Annotated in this window: 16 protein-coding genes; 6 read left to right on the forward strand and 10 right to left on the reverse strand. The window is 71.4% G+C overall.

Features of this window, described 5'->3' with window-relative positions:
- The first annotated feature begins 179 nt into the window (after window positions 1-179).
- Window positions 180-599 (forward strand): hypothetical protein, encoded by a 420-nt coding sequence (locus MFF04_RS00300; RefSeq protein WP_238273489.1) that lies wholly within the window; start codon window positions 180-182, stop codon window positions 597-599.
- 25 nt (window positions 600-624) lie between these two features.
- On the opposite strand, the gene MFF04_RS00305 is transcribed toward MFF04_RS00300, so the two are convergent.
- From MFF04_RS00305 to MFF04_RS00325, 5 genes are all read right to left on the reverse strand, one after another.
- On the reverse strand, window positions 625-2463 hold the full coding sequence (locus MFF04_RS00305; protein WP_238273490.1) for a cation:proton antiporter domain-containing protein: 1839 nt from the start codon (window positions 2461-2463) through the stop codon (window positions 625-627).
- A 222-nt stretch (window positions 2464-2685) separates the two neighbouring features.
- A complete protein-coding gene (locus MFF04_RS00310) occupies window positions 2686-3606 on the reverse strand; it encodes a WecB/TagA/CpsF family glycosyltransferase (protein WP_238273491.1) in 921 nt (306 codons plus the stop codon).
- Window positions 3599-5083, reverse strand: a complete 1485-nt coding sequence (locus tag MFF04_RS00315) for a GumC family protein (RefSeq protein WP_238273492.1) — start codon at window positions 5081-5083, stop codon at window positions 3599-3601. Before MFF04_RS00315 ends, MFF04_RS00310 begins: the two co-directional genes overlap by 8 nt.
- 252 nt (window positions 5084-5335) lie before the next feature.
- Window positions 5336-6397 carry a glycosyltransferase gene (locus MFF04_RS00320; RefSeq protein WP_238273493.1) on the reverse strand — a complete coding sequence of 354 codons (1062 nt, stop codon included), beginning with the start codon at window positions 6395-6397 and terminating at the stop codon, window positions 5336-5338.
- Complete coding sequence (locus MFF04_RS00325; protein ID WP_238273494.1) at window positions 6394-8367, reverse strand: glycosyltransferase; 1974 nt, start codon at window positions 8365-8367, stop codon at window positions 6394-6396. The genes MFF04_RS00320 and MFF04_RS00325 overlap by 4 nt, the downstream gene beginning before the upstream one ends.
- Window positions 8368-8546: 179 nt before the next feature.
- On the opposite strand from MFF04_RS00325, the gene MFF04_RS00330 reads away from it, so the two are divergent.
- Both MFF04_RS00330 and MFF04_RS00335 read left to right on the forward strand, forming a co-directional pair.
- A complete protein-coding gene (locus MFF04_RS00330) occupies window positions 8547-9749 on the forward strand; it encodes an ATPase (RefSeq protein WP_238273495.1) in 1203 nt (400 codons plus the stop codon).
- Window positions 9746-10393 carry a hypothetical protein gene (locus tag MFF04_RS00335; RefSeq protein WP_238273496.1) on the forward strand — a complete coding sequence of 216 codons (648 nt, stop codon included), beginning with the start codon at window positions 9746-9748 and terminating at the stop codon, window positions 10391-10393. The genes MFF04_RS00330 and MFF04_RS00335 overlap by 4 nt, the downstream gene beginning before the upstream one ends.
- 15 nt (window positions 10394-10408) lie before the next feature.
- Here MFF04_RS00335 and MFF04_RS00340 read toward each other — a convergent pair whose 3' ends face one another.
- Genes MFF04_RS00340 through MFF04_RS00350 form a run of 3 tightly spaced genes read right to left on the reverse strand, consistent with a single transcriptional unit; the run spans window position 10409 to window position 13358 of the window.
- Window positions 10409-12106 (reverse strand): TadE/TadG family type IV pilus assembly protein, encoded by a 1698-nt coding sequence (locus tag MFF04_RS00340; RefSeq protein WP_238273497.1) that lies wholly within the window; start codon window positions 12104-12106, stop codon window positions 10409-10411.
- On the reverse strand, window positions 12091-12777 hold the full coding sequence (locus MFF04_RS00345) for a TadE/TadG family type IV pilus assembly protein (RefSeq protein WP_238273498.1): 687 nt from the start codon (window positions 12775-12777) through the stop codon (window positions 12091-12093). The genes MFF04_RS00340 and MFF04_RS00345 overlap by 16 nt, the downstream gene beginning before the upstream one ends.
- Before the next feature lie 2 nt (window positions 12778-12779).
- The gene (locus tag MFF04_RS00350) at window positions 12780-13358 is read right to left on the reverse strand and encodes a TadE/TadG family type IV pilus assembly protein (RefSeq protein WP_238273499.1); all 579 of its coding nucleotides are present in this window, start codon (window positions 13356-13358) and stop codon (window positions 12780-12782) included.
- 215 nt (window positions 13359-13573) lie between these two features.
- Between MFF04_RS00350 and MFF04_RS00355 the strand changes: the two genes are divergently transcribed.
- The 3 genes from MFF04_RS00355 to MFF04_RS00365 all read left to right on the forward strand — a co-directional run bounded on the left by MFF04_RS00355 (window position 13574) and on the right by MFF04_RS00365 (window position 15992).
- Window positions 13574-14422 carry an AAA family ATPase gene (locus tag MFF04_RS00355; protein WP_238273500.1) on the forward strand — a complete coding sequence of 283 codons (849 nt, stop codon included), beginning with the start codon at window positions 13574-13576 and terminating at the stop codon, window positions 14420-14422.
- A gap of 69 nt (window positions 14423-14491) precedes the next feature.
- The gene (locus tag MFF04_RS00360; RefSeq protein WP_238273501.1) at window positions 14492-15472 is read left to right on the forward strand and encodes an aldo/keto reductase; all 981 of its coding nucleotides are present in this window, start codon (window positions 14492-14494) and stop codon (window positions 15470-15472) included.
- 1 nt (window position 15473) lies between these two features.
- Entirely contained in the window at window positions 15474-15992 is a 519-nt protein-coding gene (locus MFF04_RS00365; protein WP_238273502.1) for a SixA phosphatase family protein, read from the forward strand.
- A gap of 9 nt (window positions 15993-16001) precedes the next feature.
- Here the strand turns inward: MFF04_RS00365 and truB are convergent, their stop codons facing one another.
- Window positions 16002-16991, reverse strand: coding sequence for a tRNA pseudouridine(55) synthase TruB (gene truB, locus MFF04_RS00370; RefSeq protein ID WP_238273503.1), 990 nt, complete (start codon window positions 16989-16991; stop codon window positions 16002-16004).
- A 136-nt stretch (window positions 16992-17127) separates the two neighbouring features.
- The gene (gene rbfA / locus MFF04_RS00375; protein WP_238273504.1) at window positions 17128-17565 is read right to left on the reverse strand and encodes a 30S ribosome-binding factor RbfA; all 438 of its coding nucleotides are present in this window, start codon (window positions 17563-17565) and stop codon (window positions 17128-17130) included.
- Window positions 17566-17588: the final 23 nt, after the last annotated feature.

Here is a 17588-nt window from a genome sequence, read left to right on the forward strand (position 1 = left end):
TCGGAAGGGCCCCTCGGGATAAGCCGGCCGAAGCTGGGTATAAGTCCCGATTCCTGTTGATAGGCAGGGCACTCGCCTTGTTCGAGCGACATGCACTGTCATCGGAATCAAGAACAGCGTGCGCAGCTTGTCACATGCGTCTCGGGGGTAAGTGTTTCCCGAGTCGAGGGATACGCGTCATGGCTATTGTCTTGCGCTCCTTGAGCGACTTCAAGCGATTTCTCGCTCAGCCGGGCGCGACGATTCAAATCGTCCGGAACACGTTCATCGAGCGTCAGCCGGAGGCCGCCCAGGTCGCCTATCGCGAGAAGGGCATGATGGAGCCGCGCACGGTGCACGCGCTCTCGAAGAAGGCCGCGATCTTCTCGCTGCGGGGCCGGCCCGACACGGTGTGGCTCTACTGGGACAAGGGCACACGGAACTGGCACTACTCGGGCGACACCGTGCGCATCCCGCTCGCGACCTCTCTCGGGCCGCCGGACGAGATCGTCTACCGCTGCACCTTCGCGCCCGGATTCGAGCCGGCGGAGCGCCCGGTGCGCGCACCCCGTCGCCGGGCCCAGGCGGACGCCCAGGGCGAGGCGCGGCACCCGGCCTGAAGGCTGCCGCGCGGGTTGCTTCCTCTCAGGCGCGTTTCGCGGCGGCCTCGTCCCTGGCGGCATCGCGGCCCGGCGGCTCCACGCCCTTGCCGACCGTGCGGCGGGCCCGGAAGACCGGCCGCTGATCGCTCTCCTTGCGCTTGAGCATGACACGGTACTCGTCCCGCCGCTCGTGGATCGAGGCGATGACGAGGCCCATCGGCACGCCGACATCCACGAGCACCGCCTCCGACAGTTGCAGCGAGGCCTCGATGGTCTCCGGCACGGCGTCGTCCACGCCCATCTCGTAGAGCTGCGTGGCGTGCCGGGCGTCGCGGGCGCGGGCGACGATGGTGAGGTCGGGCCGCTCGGCGCGGGCCGCCTGCACCACCGCCTCGACGGCGGCCGGGTTGTCGAGGGTGACGACGAGGGCGCGGGCCGAGGCGATGTCGCAGCGGCGCAGCATCTCCGGGTTGGCGCTGTCGCCGAAATAGACCGGGTTGCCGAGGCGGCGCAGCTCCGTCACCCGCGCCGGGTCTGAATCGAGGGCGATGTAGGGGATCTTGTGGCGCGAGAGCATGTCGCCGACGAGACGGCCGACGCGCCCGTAGCCCGCGACGATCACCCGGTTCTGCTGCTTGTCCGGCGGCGGCTCGGCCCGCGCCCGCCCGAGCTGCGCGGCGGTGACGCGCCGCCCCATCCGGCGGCCGAGGGCCGCGAGCGGCGGGATCGCCACCATGGTGACGGTGGTGACGATGAGCGCCGCGGCCCCCACGGGCTCCGGCACGAGCCCCACGGCGACGGCGCCGCCGATCAGCACGAAGGCGAACTCGCCGCCGGGGCCCAGGAGCAGCGCCGCCTCCGTCGCCACGGGCCTCGGGATGCGCAGGACGGGCGCGGCGAGGATCACGATCGCGCCCTTGATGGCGAGCAGGGCGAGCGACAGGCCGAGGATCGTGGCCGGCGCCGCGACGAGCTGGGCCGGGTCGAGATTCATGCCGACCGACAGGAAGAACACGCCGAGCAGCAGGCCCTTGAACGGGTCGATCGTCGCCTCGATGGCCCGGCGATACTCGGTCTCGGCCAGCAGCAGCCCGGCGACGAAGGCGCCGAGCGTCATGGAGAGGCCGCTGGCGGCGGCCGTCAGCGCCGTGGCCACGATGGTGAGCAGGCAGGCCGCCATGAACAGCTCGGGCGAGCGGGTACGCGCGACGAGATGGAACAGCGGCCGCAGGGCGAGGCGACCGGCGACGACGATGGCGCCGATGGCGATCGCCGCTTGGCCCAGAGCCAGCACCAGCGAGGCCCCCATATGGGCGCCGTCGTTGCGGCCGAGCACGGCGATGGCGAACAGCACCGGCGCCACGGCGAGGTCCTGGAACAGGAGCACCGCGAAGCTCGCCCGGCCAGCGGGGGTGTTGAGCCGCTTCTGCTCGGCGAGCACCGGCAGCACCACGGCGGTGGAGGAGAGAGCGAGCGCCAGCCCGACGATCGCGGCGGCGGCGACCGGCACCTTCAGCCCGTAGAGGATCGCGCCGATCACTAGCGCCGAGGACAGCACCTGGATCGAGCCGAGCCCGAAGACGAGGCGCCGCAGGGTCCGCAGGCGCTCCCAGGAGAGCTCGATGCCGATCATGAACATCAGGAAGATCACGCCGAACTCGGCGAGATGGGCGATCTCCGTGCGGTTGCCGATGGTGACAGGCGCGAGCCAGGGATGGCCGTCCGCCAGCCGCCCGAGGCCGAAGGGCCCGAGCAACGCGCCCGCGCCGATGAAGCCGAGCACCGGGCTGATCCGCAGCCGATGGAACAGCGGCACCACGATGCCGGCCGTCACCAGGAAGAGGATCGCCTCCTTGTAGGAGGCGGCATGAACCTCGGGCATCGCGGTCGCGCTCGAACCTCTCGTCGACGGGTCCGGGACGCCGTGTGCAGGATGAATGCCGCCGCTCGCGCGAAAGCGCGGGGCGATGTTCGACGATGCGGATGGGGCGGCGGCCCGTGCTCCCGGCCGGCCGGGCCGGGATTCGACCCTATCATAGCGCGCCGGTTGCGCCGCGGGGAGGATTTCGGCTCCCTCACGCCTCCGACACGGCCGGAGACGGCCTCAGCGGCGCCGCACCGCGCCGGCGATCTCCCGGCCGGCGATGGCGAGGAAGCGCCAGGAGCGCAGGAAGTAGCGCCGGAACAGGCGGCGCGGCGCCAGCAGGAAGCGGAAGAGCCACTCGAGGCCGATCCGCTGCATCAGGACGGGCGCCCGTGGCACGAGGCCCGCCGCCACGTTGAGCGCCTCGCCGACGGACAGCACCACCGGGCCTCCGAGGGCGGCGCCCTGGCGCGACACCCAGACCTCGGATTTCGGCGCCCCGACGCCCATGACGAGCAGCGTCGTGCCATGCTCGCGGATCCGCTGCGCCAGCGTCCGGCCGAAGGCGGCGTCGTGTTCGAAGCCGAAGGGCGGCACCGCGACGGCGACGGCGGAGGCGGGATGGCCGATCCGCGCGAGCAGCGCCCGCATCCGCGTGCCGACCTCCTCCTCGGCGACGATCAGGAAGATGCGGTCGTTCGGCGCGGGCGCAGCGGAGAGCGCCGCCGCGAGGAGATCGTGCCCGGTGATGCGCTGCGCCGCCCGCGCCCCGAGGAGCCGGGCGAGCCAGACGAGGGGCGTCCCGTCGAGGGTGCGCACGGCGGCTCCGGCATAGGCTGCCCGGAAGGCCGGATCCTGCGAGAGCACCACCGTGTGGTCGACATTGGCGGTGGTGATCAGGCGCGGCGCGGTCGCGGGTGCCGCCGCGACGGAGCGCAGGATGGCCTCGGCCGAGTCGACCCGGAACGCCATGCCGAACAGCGTGGCGGTCGCGGGCACCGTCGCCGCGGCCGGCTCGACCGGTGTCGCGGCCCGCGACGCGACGGCCTCCGGGCGGGACCGGTCGTCCCGCAGGAACGGGTCCGAGAGAGCGTCCAGTCGGTACAGACGGCGGGCCATCAGCGTCTCGGGCAGGATGGAGGTATCGGGAACGTCACGCATCGGCGGCCCGGAAGGCGCGGGCGGGCACCGGGATGAGCGCGCCGGTTCGTGCGGCGGCGGGCAAGCCCTCGCGCCGTCTGACGCGCCGATAGGCGAGCGCGGCGCCGGCCATCAGGCCGAGCACGAGGGCGACGGGCAGCACGACCTTGGGCGAGGGCGGCCAGCTGCGCAGGCGCGCCGGAGTCGCCTGGGAGATGACGCGCACGTTGGTGCTGTTGAGCCGCTCCTGCTCGCTGGCCTCGCGGGAGCGCTTCAGGAACGCCTCGTAGACGCCCCGGCGCGATTCCAGGGTCCGCTCCAGCTCGCGCAGGCCGACATTGGCGCGGTCGCTCGTCGCGGTCTCGGTCTTCACCCGGTCGAGGTTGGTGCGGATGGCCGCCTCGCTCGCGGCGGCGCGGTCGTAGTCCTTCTGCGTCGTCTCGATGATCCGCTCCTTCTCCCGCTGGATCAGGCGCTGCAGGTCCTTCTGCTGGGCGTACTGCTCGGCCATCGCCGGATGGCGCGTGCCGAGGCGCGTGGCGAGCTCGGCGGTGTTGCGCGAGAGCGTCGCGAACTGCTGCCGCAGGGCTTGCATCTCCAAAGACTGGAGCATCTCGGGCAGCGCCGTGCTCGCGTCGCCGGCCTTCATGCTCCGGGCCTGATCGAGGCGCGACTTGGCCTCCGCCGTGCGGATCGAGGCCGTGACGAGCTGCTGGTTCAGGTCGCCGAGCTGCTGGTCGGTGAGGAGCCTGCCGCTGGACGCCACGAGCCGGTGGTCCTGTCGGTAGGCGATGACCCGCCGCTCGGCTTCCTCGACGTCGCCGCGCAGGGCGTTGAGCCGGCCGACGAGGGCGTCGGAGGCGCGGCGCGCCGCCTCGGTGCGGGCGGCGGCCTCCTCGCGGAAGTAGGCGTCGGCGATGGCGTTGGCGATGCGCGCGGCCTTCTCCGCCTCGCGGGACTGCACGTAGACGTCGATCACGAAGGTCCGCTCCGGCCGCCGCACCGCGAGCTTCAGGCGGAGCGCGTCGAGGGCGAGGTTGACCGGGTCGCGGCCGCCAGGGGGCGGCAGCATCCCGAGCATCGACTTCAGGCCGTTGACGACCGGGCTGTCCCATTCGGGACGCACGAACTCGTCGTCCTGGTCGAGGCGCAGGGCGACGACGGCCCGGCGCAGCACGCTGTCCGACTGGATCACCCGCGCCTGGCTCTCGGCGAGGGAGACCCCGCTGTCGGCCTGCGGGGTGCGGGCGCTGACCTCGTTCTCGACGACCCGAAGGTCGGACGGGTCGATGAGGATCTGGACGTTCGAGGTGTAGCTCGGCGTCGCCAGGCCGAGCAGCGCCACCGCCGCGACGACGCTGACCGCGCCGCCGAGAAGGATCGTGCTGGTGCCCTGCCGAAGGCGGCGCAGCACCGTGCGCAGGTCGGGCCGGCCGGGCTCCGACGGGCGGGGCGCCGGCGGCGGATCGTTGCGAAGGGGCGTCGCGAAATCGAACATGGACACCATTCCCTGATCTGCCCGTCGCGTCCCGCGCCGGACGGATGCCTGTCGCCGGTCTGATCCGTTTCGCGCCGCTCCGTGCCGGATCGGCACAGGGCTCGGGCGGTACGGAGACCGACGGGGCAATCTACGCAGCTGCCGTGCCGCCCGAAGGCCGACGAGCGCTCAGGCAGCGGTTGAGATAGGAGGGATTTGTGCCTGCGCCGAACGAACTTAGCGGGTAGTGTTAACGCCACTCCGGAAGGGGCATCAGCGCGCGTCCCGGTCGCCGTAGACCGCCGGCCCGCGATCGAGGAACGCGAGGAACAGGGCCGTGTCGGCCTCGGCGAGACCGTTCCAGCGCGCGACGTTCGGGCGGGACAGGGCCGCCGCCCGTCCGAGCCGGCCCGAGACGGCGGCCTCGGCGACGAGACGCGCCGCGCCCGCGGGATCGCCGGGGCGGACGAACAGGCCCGAGGGGCCGAGCACCTCCGTGAAGACCTCGGCCTCGGGCGCCACCACGGGCAGGCCGCCGTGCTGGATCTCGAGAAGCGGCAGGCCGAGTCCCTCCGCCTTGGAGGTCGAGAGGAGAAGATGGGACGTCTCGGCCAGCGCCCTCAGAGCCTCGTCGCCGAGGTAGCCGTGTAGCGTCAGGAAGGGCGGCGGCGCGGCGAGATAGGGATGCTCGCCCCAGCCGACCCGGCCGACGACGTGGAGCTCGGCCGGGAACCCGGCGCGGTTCAACGCCTCGGTCAGCGCGATCGCCGCCGGGTAGTCCTTGCGCGGCTCGATGGTGCCGATGGCGAGCATCCGCAGGGGCTCGCCCGGCCGGAACGGAGCCGCCCCGGCGATGCCGCCGAGCCCGAACACGTCGGGGACGGAAGGGCGCAACGGTGCGACCAGCGCCTCGGGCCGGCAGTGGCGGCGCAGCTCGGCGGCGGTGGTCAGCGAGTTCGTGAAGAAGCGGCGGACGGTGCGCATCGCCAGGGCGAAGCTCGGCGCCATGTAGGCCCGCGCCCGGGCGTTCAGCTCGTCGCGGCGGGTCAGCAGGAACAGGTCGTGGACGTAGAGGAGCAGCCGGTCGCCCATCAGCGCGCAGGCCGGTCCCGGCGGAAACCCGGCGAAGAGGAACAGCGCGTCGCGGTCGAGGAGGCCGCGCAGGGGCAGGCCGAGCTGCTGCGTCAGGATCATGCCGGGCAGGCCGCGGCTTCGTACCGGCACGACCTCGTGGGGCGCCAGCCGCTCCGGCGAGAACAGCCCGAGCGAGACCCGCTCGATGCCGGTGACGTGGCCGCGCACATGGGTCTGGTCGACGTAGAGGCGCCGTCTCACGAGGGACGGCTCCGCAAGGCCGCGCGCAACCGTGCGGTCAGAAACAGGGCGCGGCGTGCCCAGAGCGGCATCCGCCGCCCGAAGACCGCCTGCTTCGCCCGCCTCAGCCGCGCCACCAGCGGACGGCTCGGCGCCGCGACGAGCCCGCGCCGGGGCGCCGCCGGGGCGGCGGCCATGGGGTAGCGGGCGAGAAGGCCGGGCAGGAAGCGCGGCGGCGCGTCGTTCAGAAGGCCCTGCGCGACGAGGACGTCGTGGAGCGAGAGCGCCGCGGCGCCGTGGCTGAAGCGGTTCTCCAGGGCGATCCGGGCGAGGGCGCCGAGGCGCTCGCGCCTGCCGTGGTCGCGCACCAGATCGGCCAGGGCCGAGGCGAGCCGGCCGGGCTCCGGCTCGACGAGGATGCCGCTGACGCCGTCGATCACCGAGGTGGTGAGACCTGTGAGGCGGTAGGCGAGCGTCGGGGTGCCGCAGAGCCCGGCTTCGATCGGGGTCTGGCCGAGGGTCTCGTGGCGGCTCGCGGTGACGTGGAGGTCGCAGGCGCCGTACCAGGCGGCGAGCGTCGCCTCGTCGCTGATGAGGCCGGGCGCGTGCAGGTTCGGCAGGCCGAGCCGGCCCGGATCGTCGAGGCGACCGATGGCGACGAAGCCGACGCCCGGCCGGGCGACGGCGCGCAGGGCCGCGGCAAGGTCCGAAAAGCCCTTGTCCGGCGCGTCGGCGATGACGGCGGAGAACATCACCAGCACGTCGGAGGCCGGCAGTCCGAGCCGAGCCCGGAGCGCCATCCGATCCATCGGGCGGAACACGTGAGCGGGCGCGGTCAGCGTCACGGGTGCGATGCGTGCCGCCGGCGGGGCGAGGCGCCGGGCCGTCCGCTCGGTCCAGGCGGAGTTGGCCAGCAGCAGCGGCCCGCGCGGGTCGGCGAGCACGGCACGCTTCTCGGCATGGGCGGCGGCGATGCGCGAGGGCGCGAGCTGCGGAAACTCGTCCGGCGTCGGGCAGGCCGCGTCGCAGCCGGCGAGGACGCGCTCGCATCCCTTCGGATGGGCGCAACGCCCCGTCAGCGGGAAGAGGTCGTGGAGCACGGCCGCCGTGCGGGTATGGCGGCCGATCCGGCCGAGGACGCCGAGGCTGCGGGTCGTCTCGTGGAGGTTGCCCGAGAGCACCCAGTCGAACGGGCCCTGACGGAGGGTCGCCTCCGCCTTCGGGAAACGTTCGGTCCACTCCGCGGCGGCAGGCGGGGACTCGTCGGCGAGCCGCAGATGCGTGACCCGGTGGCCGGAGAGGGTCAGCGCCTCCGTCAGGCGGCGATGGGCGATGCCGGCGCCGCCGCGATAGCCGGTGCCGGTCAGCGAGGCGACGCGGATGGAGGCCAGCGGCGCTGGAGCCTCGCGCATCCCGTGCAGCAGGACCGGCCGCCCGATCCGCATCCGCGCCGCGCCGGGGGTGCCAAGCGCGCTCCACCATTCCGCTGGTGGCCGATGCGCATGGGGCGCGAGGGCGATGCGTGTGAAGAGGATGCCGTCGCCTGGGAAAGGGGCGGCGAGGGACGGGGCGTCCAAGGCGAGGACCTCCGATCCGTAGAGGATGCGCAACCCCGCCACGGCGGCGGCGCCGGTGAGGGCGGCCTCGAGGGCGAGGGCGGCGAGGGCGCCCGGCGCGAGCATGTCCCCGCCCGAGAGGACCAACAGGTGATCGGCCGCGCTCGCCGAGACCGCTTCCGGGATCTCCGATGCGTCGTGGAGGCAGCGGGCGCGGACGTTCGGGTGATCCTGCCGCTCGACAGAGGCCAGCGTCGCTGCGCGATCATCGCCTGCGACGATCAGCACCTCGACGGGGCCCCAAGGGCGCCCGTCCGGCAACCTGTCGGGGAGGGCCGGCGTGGGCTCCGGCGTGCCGAAGGGCCAGCCCGCAACCCCGTGCGCGGGCGCGGCGCCGGCACTCTCGGGGGCTGCGGGATCGGTCTCGGGGGTCACGAAGGATGCCTTCTGCCGTGCCCCGGCAGCATCGGCGAGACAGGTGAAGAACGCGTTCCGGCAACGCTTTGCCGTGGACGACGCGTTGCGGCGCAAATTCGCCACCATGCGGCCTTAGCCGCAGGCCTTAAGGAAGTGTGAAACCCCGCAGCGTTCGCGCGGGCGAGCGTGAGGCCCCCATGCCTAAGACACCCCCGAGCCGGGAGGTCCAGCGCGAGCGACGCGCCTGGGCGGTCGAGTCCGACGATTGGAGGCTCGACCGGGCCGTCCGCAAGGGCTTCCGGATCAAGTGGGGCTACGTCGCGATCGCGTATCTCGTGGAGTTCATGGTCATCGGCGCCTCGCTCGGCGGCGCCTGGCTGTTCGCGGGGGTCTACAGCGACGGAGACTCGCGCAGCTTCTACTTCATGCTGCTGGCGCCCTTGGTCTACGCGGCCGTGGAGCTCTGCCGGGTGCCTCTGGCGATCCTGGCGCGCACCCAGCGCTCCTACTTCGTGCGCGGGCTCGCCATCCTCGGCATCATCTTCGCGGCGGGCGTGACCACGAAGTCCGTCTCGCAGCTCGGCGAGATGATGTTCCACCCCCGCCTGATGGACGCGGCCAAGACCAAGACCGCCCTCAAGGACGCGCAGGCCGACCGCGCCAGCCTCGACACCCGCATCGCGGCCGCCGACGCCCGCGTCGGGCAGTACACCGCCGAGCTCGACCAGATCGAGAAGCGCTCCGCCGAGAACGCCTCGCAGCTCGCCGGCCTGCCGGCGCAGCGCTGCGAGCGCATCCAGGGCACCAACAGCCGCGGGGTGAGGTACTCGAACCTCAAGTGCATCGCCGACCCGCGGGTGGCGACGCTCTCGGCGAGCGTGACCAAGGCCGGCGCCGACCGCGCCGCCGTCACCAAGGAGCTGGAGGAGGCCCGCAAGGCCCGCGGCGGGCTCGACCGCGGCAACGCCGACCGCCGCGTGGCGGACGCCGAGCAGGCCTACCGGAACGCCGTCAACCGCTCGCAGCTCCATTCCTTCACGGCCATGGTCTACGGCGTCGACCCGATCGACGTGACCGATGCGCAGGTCCACGCCTTCCTGCGCATCTTCGTGTTCATCCCGGCGCTCTGCGCGGCCTTCGCCTCGACGATCCTGGCGCTCTGCGCCGTGTCGGTGCGCAAGACCTTCATGGACGAGGACGATCTCGGCGCGGCGGTCAACCCGGAAGCCGCGACCTACATGCTCGCGCCCTTCGCGGAAGGGATCGTGCGGGAGGTCAACACCTCGCTCCAGAAGTCCGTGCGCGAGGCGGTCGCCTCCGGCGCGGCGATCCCGCTGGAGCAGCGCCGGCCCGCCGGGCCGTCGCTTCCCAACGCCGCGACCGCGGGAGCCGGGGCATGAGCTACCTCGCCGACGGCTCGCCGGAGAACATCGCGCTCGCCCAGCACGTCAACGGACGGCTGCGGGCGGAGTCGCGGATCATCGCGGCCCGCGCCTTCCTGTTCCGGGCGCTGGGCGCGGGCGCCTTCGCGGCGCTCGCGGGCATCGGCATCGGGGCCGCGGCCTACGGCTACTCCTACGTCACGCAGTACTCCTCTGCCGCCGAGCGCATCGCCACCGCGCTCCAGACGGCGCTCGCCGACGTGACGCTGAAGACCAAGGGCGAGGTCACGCTCACCGACAACACCCTCAAGCTCGAGGGCCTGCCCAAGCAGAGCGCCGCGCCGGTGCCGACCAAGGCGCAGCTCGGCGACGACGCCGTGCCCGCCTCGAAAGCCCCGGTGAACACCACCTTCACGGTGTTCAAGCAGGTGCCCTATCTCGACGGGCAGATCGTCTCGGGCTGGAACTTCCGCGCCGCGGAGGACAAGCCCTTCCAGCAGTACTGCTACTTCTCCCGGCGCTCGAACGAGGCCAAGGGCCAGGTCGAGATCAAGATCGACCTCGCCATGGACGGCCGGGTGCTGCCGCAGCCGCAGAAGTCCGACGTCAACCTCTCGATCCTCGCCCAGAACTGCGTCTGGCACGACGGCAAGTCGCTTTGAGCCTCACGCCCCGCCCTACTGCGTGAGGCGGAGCGTGCCGATGCTCTTGGCGATCTGGTCGAAGGCCGCGATCAGGCTACTCGAGTCGTTGGCGACGAAGTACTGGCTCGCCGAGCTCGCGCATTTCGAGAGCACGCTCAGGCCCTGCGCATCGATCGGGTCGTTCGGCACGCTGAAGCCGATCGTGTAGACCGAGATGCCCGCCGTCTTGGCGTTGGTGCAGGCGGTGGCGGTCAGGGCGTCGAGGGCGGCGCGGGCGTTCGTCGCGTTGGAGACGTTCTGGTTGCCCGGTGGGAGACGCGGGTTCGGCGTGCTGCCGTTCGCGTTGCGCAGGTATCCGGCCGCGAAGTACTGCGACTGGTTCCAGCTGCTCGAATAGGTCGGCCAGCTGTTCTCGCCATCGGTCATCAGGATGATGATCTTGTTGACGGTGCTGGAGCTGTAGGATGCGCCGTCGGCGAAGACGCTGTTCGGGGAGAGCGTGCGCCAGCCCCACATGAAGCCTTCGTGGATGTTGGTCGATCCGAGAGGCGCCATGCTGTCCACGAGGGACTTCAGGACGGTCGCGTCGGTGGTGAGCCGCTGGAGCGGCTTCGTCGTGCAGCCGTAGTTCGGGCCGTTCGGGACGCCCGAGGCACCGCTGTTCGTCGGCGAGGCATCCTTCGGGGAGACGTACTTGCAGGCGCGGGACTGCGCGTCGTCCCAATTCATGCTGGACGATGATTTGCACGATCCGCTGCTGTCGCCGTCGTCGATGTAGCTGTTGAGCGAATAGTAGTTCGTACCGCTGCTCTTGTACTTCTGAGATCCGGTGGTGCCGTCGCCGGGCTCGTCGGGTGCGAACATCGGCACGTAGAGCGAGTCGTTGTCTCCGGTCGGCGCCACGTCCGAGACGTTCCGCGGGTAGGGCAGCGTCTCGAAGCAGCCACCCCAGCCCCAGCCGGAATAGACGTTCTGCAGCTTGGCGAAGATGTCGAAGCGGCTCTTGAAGTTCGAGCCGTCGGGGTCCGTCACGTTGGTCCAGTGCAGGGACGACTTGCCCTGCTGGTCGATCCAGCTCGCGTAGCGGTAGGTCGTCGGGTTCACGGCGACCGCAGAGGCGAAGGGCACGATCGAGATGCGGGTATCGGCGGCGAAGGCGGCGTTGCCCTTCACGTAGTCGATGAACTGCTTGGCGGCTGTCTGAGCCGCCTGGAGCTTGCTCTGCCCGCCGCTCGAGATCGCCATCGAGCCGGTGTTGTCGAGGACCAGCGCGATCTCGAAGGTCTTCGGCACGGGCGTCGCGCAGCGCGCCGCCGCACCGACGACGGTGCTGTTCACGCGCGTGATCTTGTTGAAGTAGGTCGTGGCGACCGCGTGCGTCGTCAGCGTGATCTGGCGCGGGTTGAGCGACATGGCCAGCGGGTCGACGGTCAGGCCGCTCGAGCCCATGTAGCCTTCCATCATCGACTGCGCCTGAATCTGCATCTGCGCCAGGGTCGTGGTGTTGGCGGTCTGGCAGAGCGTCAGCGCCGTCGCGTCGGTGGCGGCCTGGAGGCGCGTCTCTAGGCGCGTCGCGAGGCCGTAATCGACGGCGGCGCCGGCGAAGAACAGCAGCGGGATGCTCGTCAGGCCGAAGATCATCGCGATGTTTCCATCGCGGGCCGATGCGAACGCGGCGATCCGCCTCCGCAGGTTCCGGCGCGGATCGGGCCCCTTCAGATGATGGGACATGCCTTGCCTCCGGGCAGGATCACTTCCTTGAAGAGCGGGCTGTTCACGGTGGCGCCACCACGGGTGGGCCACGGCATCGACGAGCGCAGCACGATCGTGCCCGCGGACGAGAACAGCTTGGCGAAGCTCGAGCCCAGCATCGGGCTGTAGGTCATGCTCACCTCGGCGAGCACGTAGCGCATCCCCTGAGTCTGGAAGCCCGCGGGTACGGTCAGGTCGCTCGCCACGCCGACGGAGCGGCCGACCGCGTTGGCGTTGGCTGTGCTCGAGCAGACCTGCGGCTTCACCCCGGCACCGGGCGCCGGCACCATCATGGCGCTGACGACGATCTTGACGGTGGAGGCATCGAAGGGCCGCACCTGGGAGGTCGCCGCCCCGAGGATGTCCTTCATCAGGTTGGCGCTGATCTCGGGGTTCGACTTGCCCGCGCTCACCGTCACGACGTCGCCCTGGGCGGTGAGGTCGGAGACCGTCCGAGAGAGCAGCGTCAGCTTGCGCCAGTAATCGGCCGCATGGGCGAACTCGGACACGCCGGCCCAGATCGTCAGCATGATCGGCAGCACGAGGGCGAACTCGACGGCCGAGACGCCCTCCCGCTCCCGTCGGAAGCGGAGGGCCAGATCGCTCAGGGACCGCCGCGGCGGCCGCCCGGCGGCGGGAGAGGCCGCCATCGTCAGCATCCCTTCCCGGCGGGCGCCTGGTAGGGCTCGGTCCGGAACACGGCCGTCGACTGGAGCAGATGCGATCCGTCCGCGAAGCTGACCACGCCGAGGTTCAGGAGCTTGAAGAAGACGGGGAACTTCACGGCGGCAGTGACGACGACGATGCTGCCGGGCGCCGCGCAGACGTAGTTCTTGCCGAAGCCGGAATTCCAGTCGCCCGTCGCGTTGTTGATCGCTCCGGGCGGGGCGCTCGACGAGAAGGACGCCCCCTGGGACACGTCGAGGCGGACATCGGCGCAGTTGAAGGTCGTGGTGACCTTGGTGGCGCCGGAGCCGCACATGTTCGCCTTGAGGCGGGCGAGGAGGATCGCCGGGTCCTTGGTATCGGAGTTGTCGGTCTGGAACTGGCCCGTGAAGAGCTGGCGCACCGTGTTCTGGAGGGTGCGGTCGAGGCTCTGGCTCGCCCACATGGTGAAGGCGGTCTGAATGATCGCGCCGAGGATCGCCAGGAACGGGAGCGCGATGAGGCCGAATTCCAGCGCCACGGCGCCGTCGCGGGCCCTGGCGAAGCGTCCGGCCCAATCCGGCAAGCACAGTTTTGGCGAGAGGAGCGACATTGCCCGGGGGTTCAGCGGTTCCGGCCCGAGATTTACGCGCAAGCCCTTTCGAAAGAGTCACACAGATCGCGACACCACGCGGCGAATATCGTAAACGCCGACGATACCGAACGAATCCCTGACGACGCTTGCCGCTCCCGCCCCGACCGCGTAGGCCGGCGGCACCTCCGGCCACTCACGGGACGTCCATGCGCTTCACCGGCACCGACTCCTACATCGCGACGCCCGATCTCACCGTCGCCGTCAACGCCGCCGTGACCCTGGAGCGTCCGCTCCTCGTCAAGGGCGAGCCCGGCACCGGCAAGACGGTCCTGGCGGAGGAGGTGGCCCGAGGCCTCGGCGCGCCGCTGCTGACCTGGAACGTCAAGTCGACCACTAAGGCGCAGCAGGGACTCTACGAATACGACGCAGTCTCGCGCCTGCGGGACTCGCAGCTCGGGGACCCGCGCGTCTCGGAGATCGGCCACTACATCCGGCGCGGCAAGCTCTGGGAGGCGTTCACGCATCCCGTGCGGCCGGTGCTCCTCATCGACGAGATCGACAAGGCCGACATCGAATTCCCGAACGATCTCCTCACCGAGCTCGACCGGATGGAGTTCCACGTCTACGAGACCGGCGAGACGGTCCGGGCCGAGCGGCGGCCGGTGGTGATCATCACGTCGAACAACGAGAAGGAGCTGCCGGACGCCTTCCTGCGCCGCTGCTTCTTCCACTACATCCGCTTCCCCGACGCCGAGACGCTCAGGGCCATCGTCGAGGTGCACTATCCGGGCATCAAGCACCGGCTGGTCGAGGAGGCGCTGCGGATCTTCCTGGAGATCCGCGAGGCGCCGGGCCTGCGCAAGAAGCCCTCGACCTCCGAGCTTCTCGACTGGCTGAAGCTCCTCGTCTCCGAGGACATCGGCCCGGAGGAGCTGCGCGAGCGCGACCCGCGCAAGCTGATCCCGCCGCTGCACGGCGCGCTGCTCAAGAACGAGCAGGACGTGAGCCTCTTCGAGAAGCTCGCCTTCATGATGCGCCGGGACGGCCGGGGCTGAGGCTTCGGCCTCTCGTCAATCACGCCGATACGACCACATAGGCCGAGGGGCTACGAAGGGACCCGTCCCATGAAAATGAAGAAGCTCGGCCGCACCGGCATGGATGTGTCGGCGCTCTGCCTCGGCTGCATGACCTACGGCGTGCCGGAGCGCGGCCCGCATCCCTGGACGCTGCCGGAGGAGGAGAGCCGGCCGCTGATCAAGAAGGCGCTCGATCTCGGGATCAACTTCTTCGACACGGCGAACTTCTACTCGGACGGCACCAGCGAGGAGATCGTCGGGCGGGCGCTGCGGGACTACGGGAACCGCGATTCCCTCGTCATCGCCACGAAGTGCTACTTCCCGTTGTCGCAGGCGCCGAACGCGGGTGGCCTCTCCCGCAAGGCGATCTTCCAGTCTATCGACGCCTCGCTGAAGCGCCTCGGCACGGACTACGTCGACCTCTTCCAGATCCACCGCTGGGACTACGCCACGCCGATCGAGGTGACGCTGGAGGCGCTCCACGACGTGGTGAAGGCCGGCAAGGCCCGCTACCTCGGCGCCTCGTCCATGTTCGCCTGGCAGTTCGCCAAGGCGCTTTTCACCGCCGATCGCCATGGGTGGACGCGCTTCGCGACGATGCAGGACCACTACAACCTCCTCCACAGGGAGGAGGAGCGGGAGATGCACCCGCTCTGCGCCGACCAGGGCGTCGCGATCATCCCCTGGAGCCCGCTCGCCCGCGGCCGCCTGACCCGCGACTGGGACGAAAGCAGCGCCCGCCAGCAGAGCGACGAGGTTGGCAAGACCCTCTACCGGAAGACCGAGGAGGCCGACCGGCAGGTGGTCGAGAAGGTCGCCGAGATCGCCGCGATGCGCGGCGTCAGCCGGGCGCAGGTGGCGCTGTCCTGGGTGGCGAGCCGGCAGAGCGTGACCGCGCCGATCATCGGCGCCTCGAAGCCGCAGCATCTCGACGACGCCGTCGCCGCACTCAGGCTACGCCTCAACGAGCAGGAGACCGAAGCGTTGGAAGAGCTCTACGTGCCGCACGCCCCGGTCGGGTTCTCCTGAGATGCGGCGCCTTCTGCTCCTTCGCCACGCCAAGTCCGACCGGCCGCCCGGCGTCGCCGACATCGACCGGCCCCTCAACCCGCGCGGCCGCCGCGCCGCACCGGCCATCGCCGGCTATCTCGACGCGGAGGAGCTGCGGCCGGACCTCGCGATCGTCTCGCCCTCGGCCCGCACGCGCGAGACCTTCGCCGCCGTGCAGGACGTGTTCGAGGGGCTGCCCGTCCAGTGGGAGCGCGGCATCTACGAGGCGCCGGCAGCGGCGCTCCTGGCGATCGTGCGGGCAGCGCCGGACGAGGCGGCCGGCCTCCTCGTCGTCGGCCACAATCCCGGCCTCGAAGACCTCGCCGAGACCCTGATCGGCTCGGGGAACCGCGAGGCGCGGCGGCGGATCGCCACGCAGTTCCCGACCGCGGCGCTCGCCGTCATCGACTTCGAGGCGCCGTCCTGGGCGGCGATCGCCGAGGAGGAGGGCCGGCTGGAACGCTTCGTCTGCCCGCGCGACCTCGGCGAGGACGCGTAGGCATCGGCCTCAGTTGCGGCCCTGCGCTCCGCCGAGATGGAAGACGCGGTGCGGCACAAGCTCGCCCCGCTCCACGTCGCCCACCGCCACCAGCACGCCGTTGCAGGTGGCGAAGATGCGGCCCTCGGCCGGCGCATCGCGCCCGCGCAGGATCACCGGCTGGCCGCGCATCAGCCGCATGGCCATGTCGCGGGAGATCGTGACCGACTCGAGCTCGGCCAGCGCCGTCTCGACGGGACGCAGATGCGCGAGGCCGTCATCGCCCTCCAGCGCCGTCACGGCGCAGGCATCGGCTTCCGTGAACGGGCCGACGCGGGTGCGGCGGAGCGACGAGACGTGCCCGTAGCAGCCGAGCAGGCGCCCGAGGTCGCGGGCGAGCGCCCGCACGTAGGTGCCCTTGCCGCACTGGGCCTCGATCACCGTGCGCTCGCCGTCGTGCTCGACCACGGCGAGGTGGTCGATCTCGACGGGCCGGGCCGCCAGCTCCACGGTCTCGCCGTCGCGGGCGAGATCGTAGGCACGCTCGCCCTGGATCTTGATGGCCGAGTAGCGCGGCGGCACCTGCTCGATGGTGCCGACGAAGCGCGGCAGCACGGCCTCCACGGCCTCGCGGGCCGGCCGCGCCTCGCTCGTGGCGACGGGGCGGCCCTCGGTGTCGTCGGTGTCGGTCTCGACGCCCCAGGTCACGGTGAAGCGGTAGGCCTTGCGGCCGTCCATGACGAAGGGGACCGTCTTCGTCGCCTCGCCGAGCGCGATGGGCAGAAGCCCCGAGGCCAGCGGGTCGAGGGTGCCGGCGTGGCCGGCCTTCTTGGCGTTGAAGGCGCGCTTCACCAAGGCGACCGCGTGGGTCGAGGTCATGCCGACGCCCTTGTCGAGGATGACCCAGCCGTTGACGTCGCGCTTCTTCGGCCGATCCGGCCGGGGGCCGGAGCGCGGGCCGCGGGCGAAGGGAGGCCGGCCGGCCGGGGAGGGGGCGTTCTGCGCGGTATCGTCGTTCATCGCTGCCTCGGCGGACGAAGCTGTCCGGCGGTCTGGAGCGCTCCCTGCCGCGGCGGATTCAGGGCCGGCACGGGGAGCGCGGGAAGATCGGGGTCGCGGACCACGCCCTCTCGACGGAAACGGGCGTGGCGCCGGGTCAATTCCCGCGGGAGGCGGAGGGTTCGTCGGTCTCCACCGCGTCGTCGGGCGCCTCGAGGTCCCGCTGCACCCGCTCGCTGCGAAGGAGCGCGTCGATGCGGGCGGCCTCGTCGAAGGTCTCGTCCCGGCGGAAGCGCAGCTCGGGAGCGTATTTCAGGCTGACCCGCCGGGCGACCTCCTGGCGGAGCACCTTCCGGTGGCGCTCCAGGGCCTCGATCACCGGCCGCTCGTCCTGGCCGCCGAGCGGCATCACGTAGGCGGTGGCGAGCTTGAGGTCCGGCGACATGCGCACCTCCGGCACCGTGACGGCGTGGGAGGACAGCACCGGGTCCTGCACGTCGCCGCGCTGAAGCACCTCGGCGAGCGCGTGACGCACGAGCTCGGCGACGCGCTGCTGGCGCTGGGAGGGGCCGGTCTTGGCGGATTTCTGGGTCATGACGAAGCCCGTGGTACGTCGGC

Source organism: Methylobacterium jeotgali (assembly GCF_022179345.1).
Classification (GTDB): domain Bacteria; phylum Pseudomonadota; class Alphaproteobacteria; order Rhizobiales; family Beijerinckiaceae; genus Methylobacterium; species Methylobacterium jeotgali.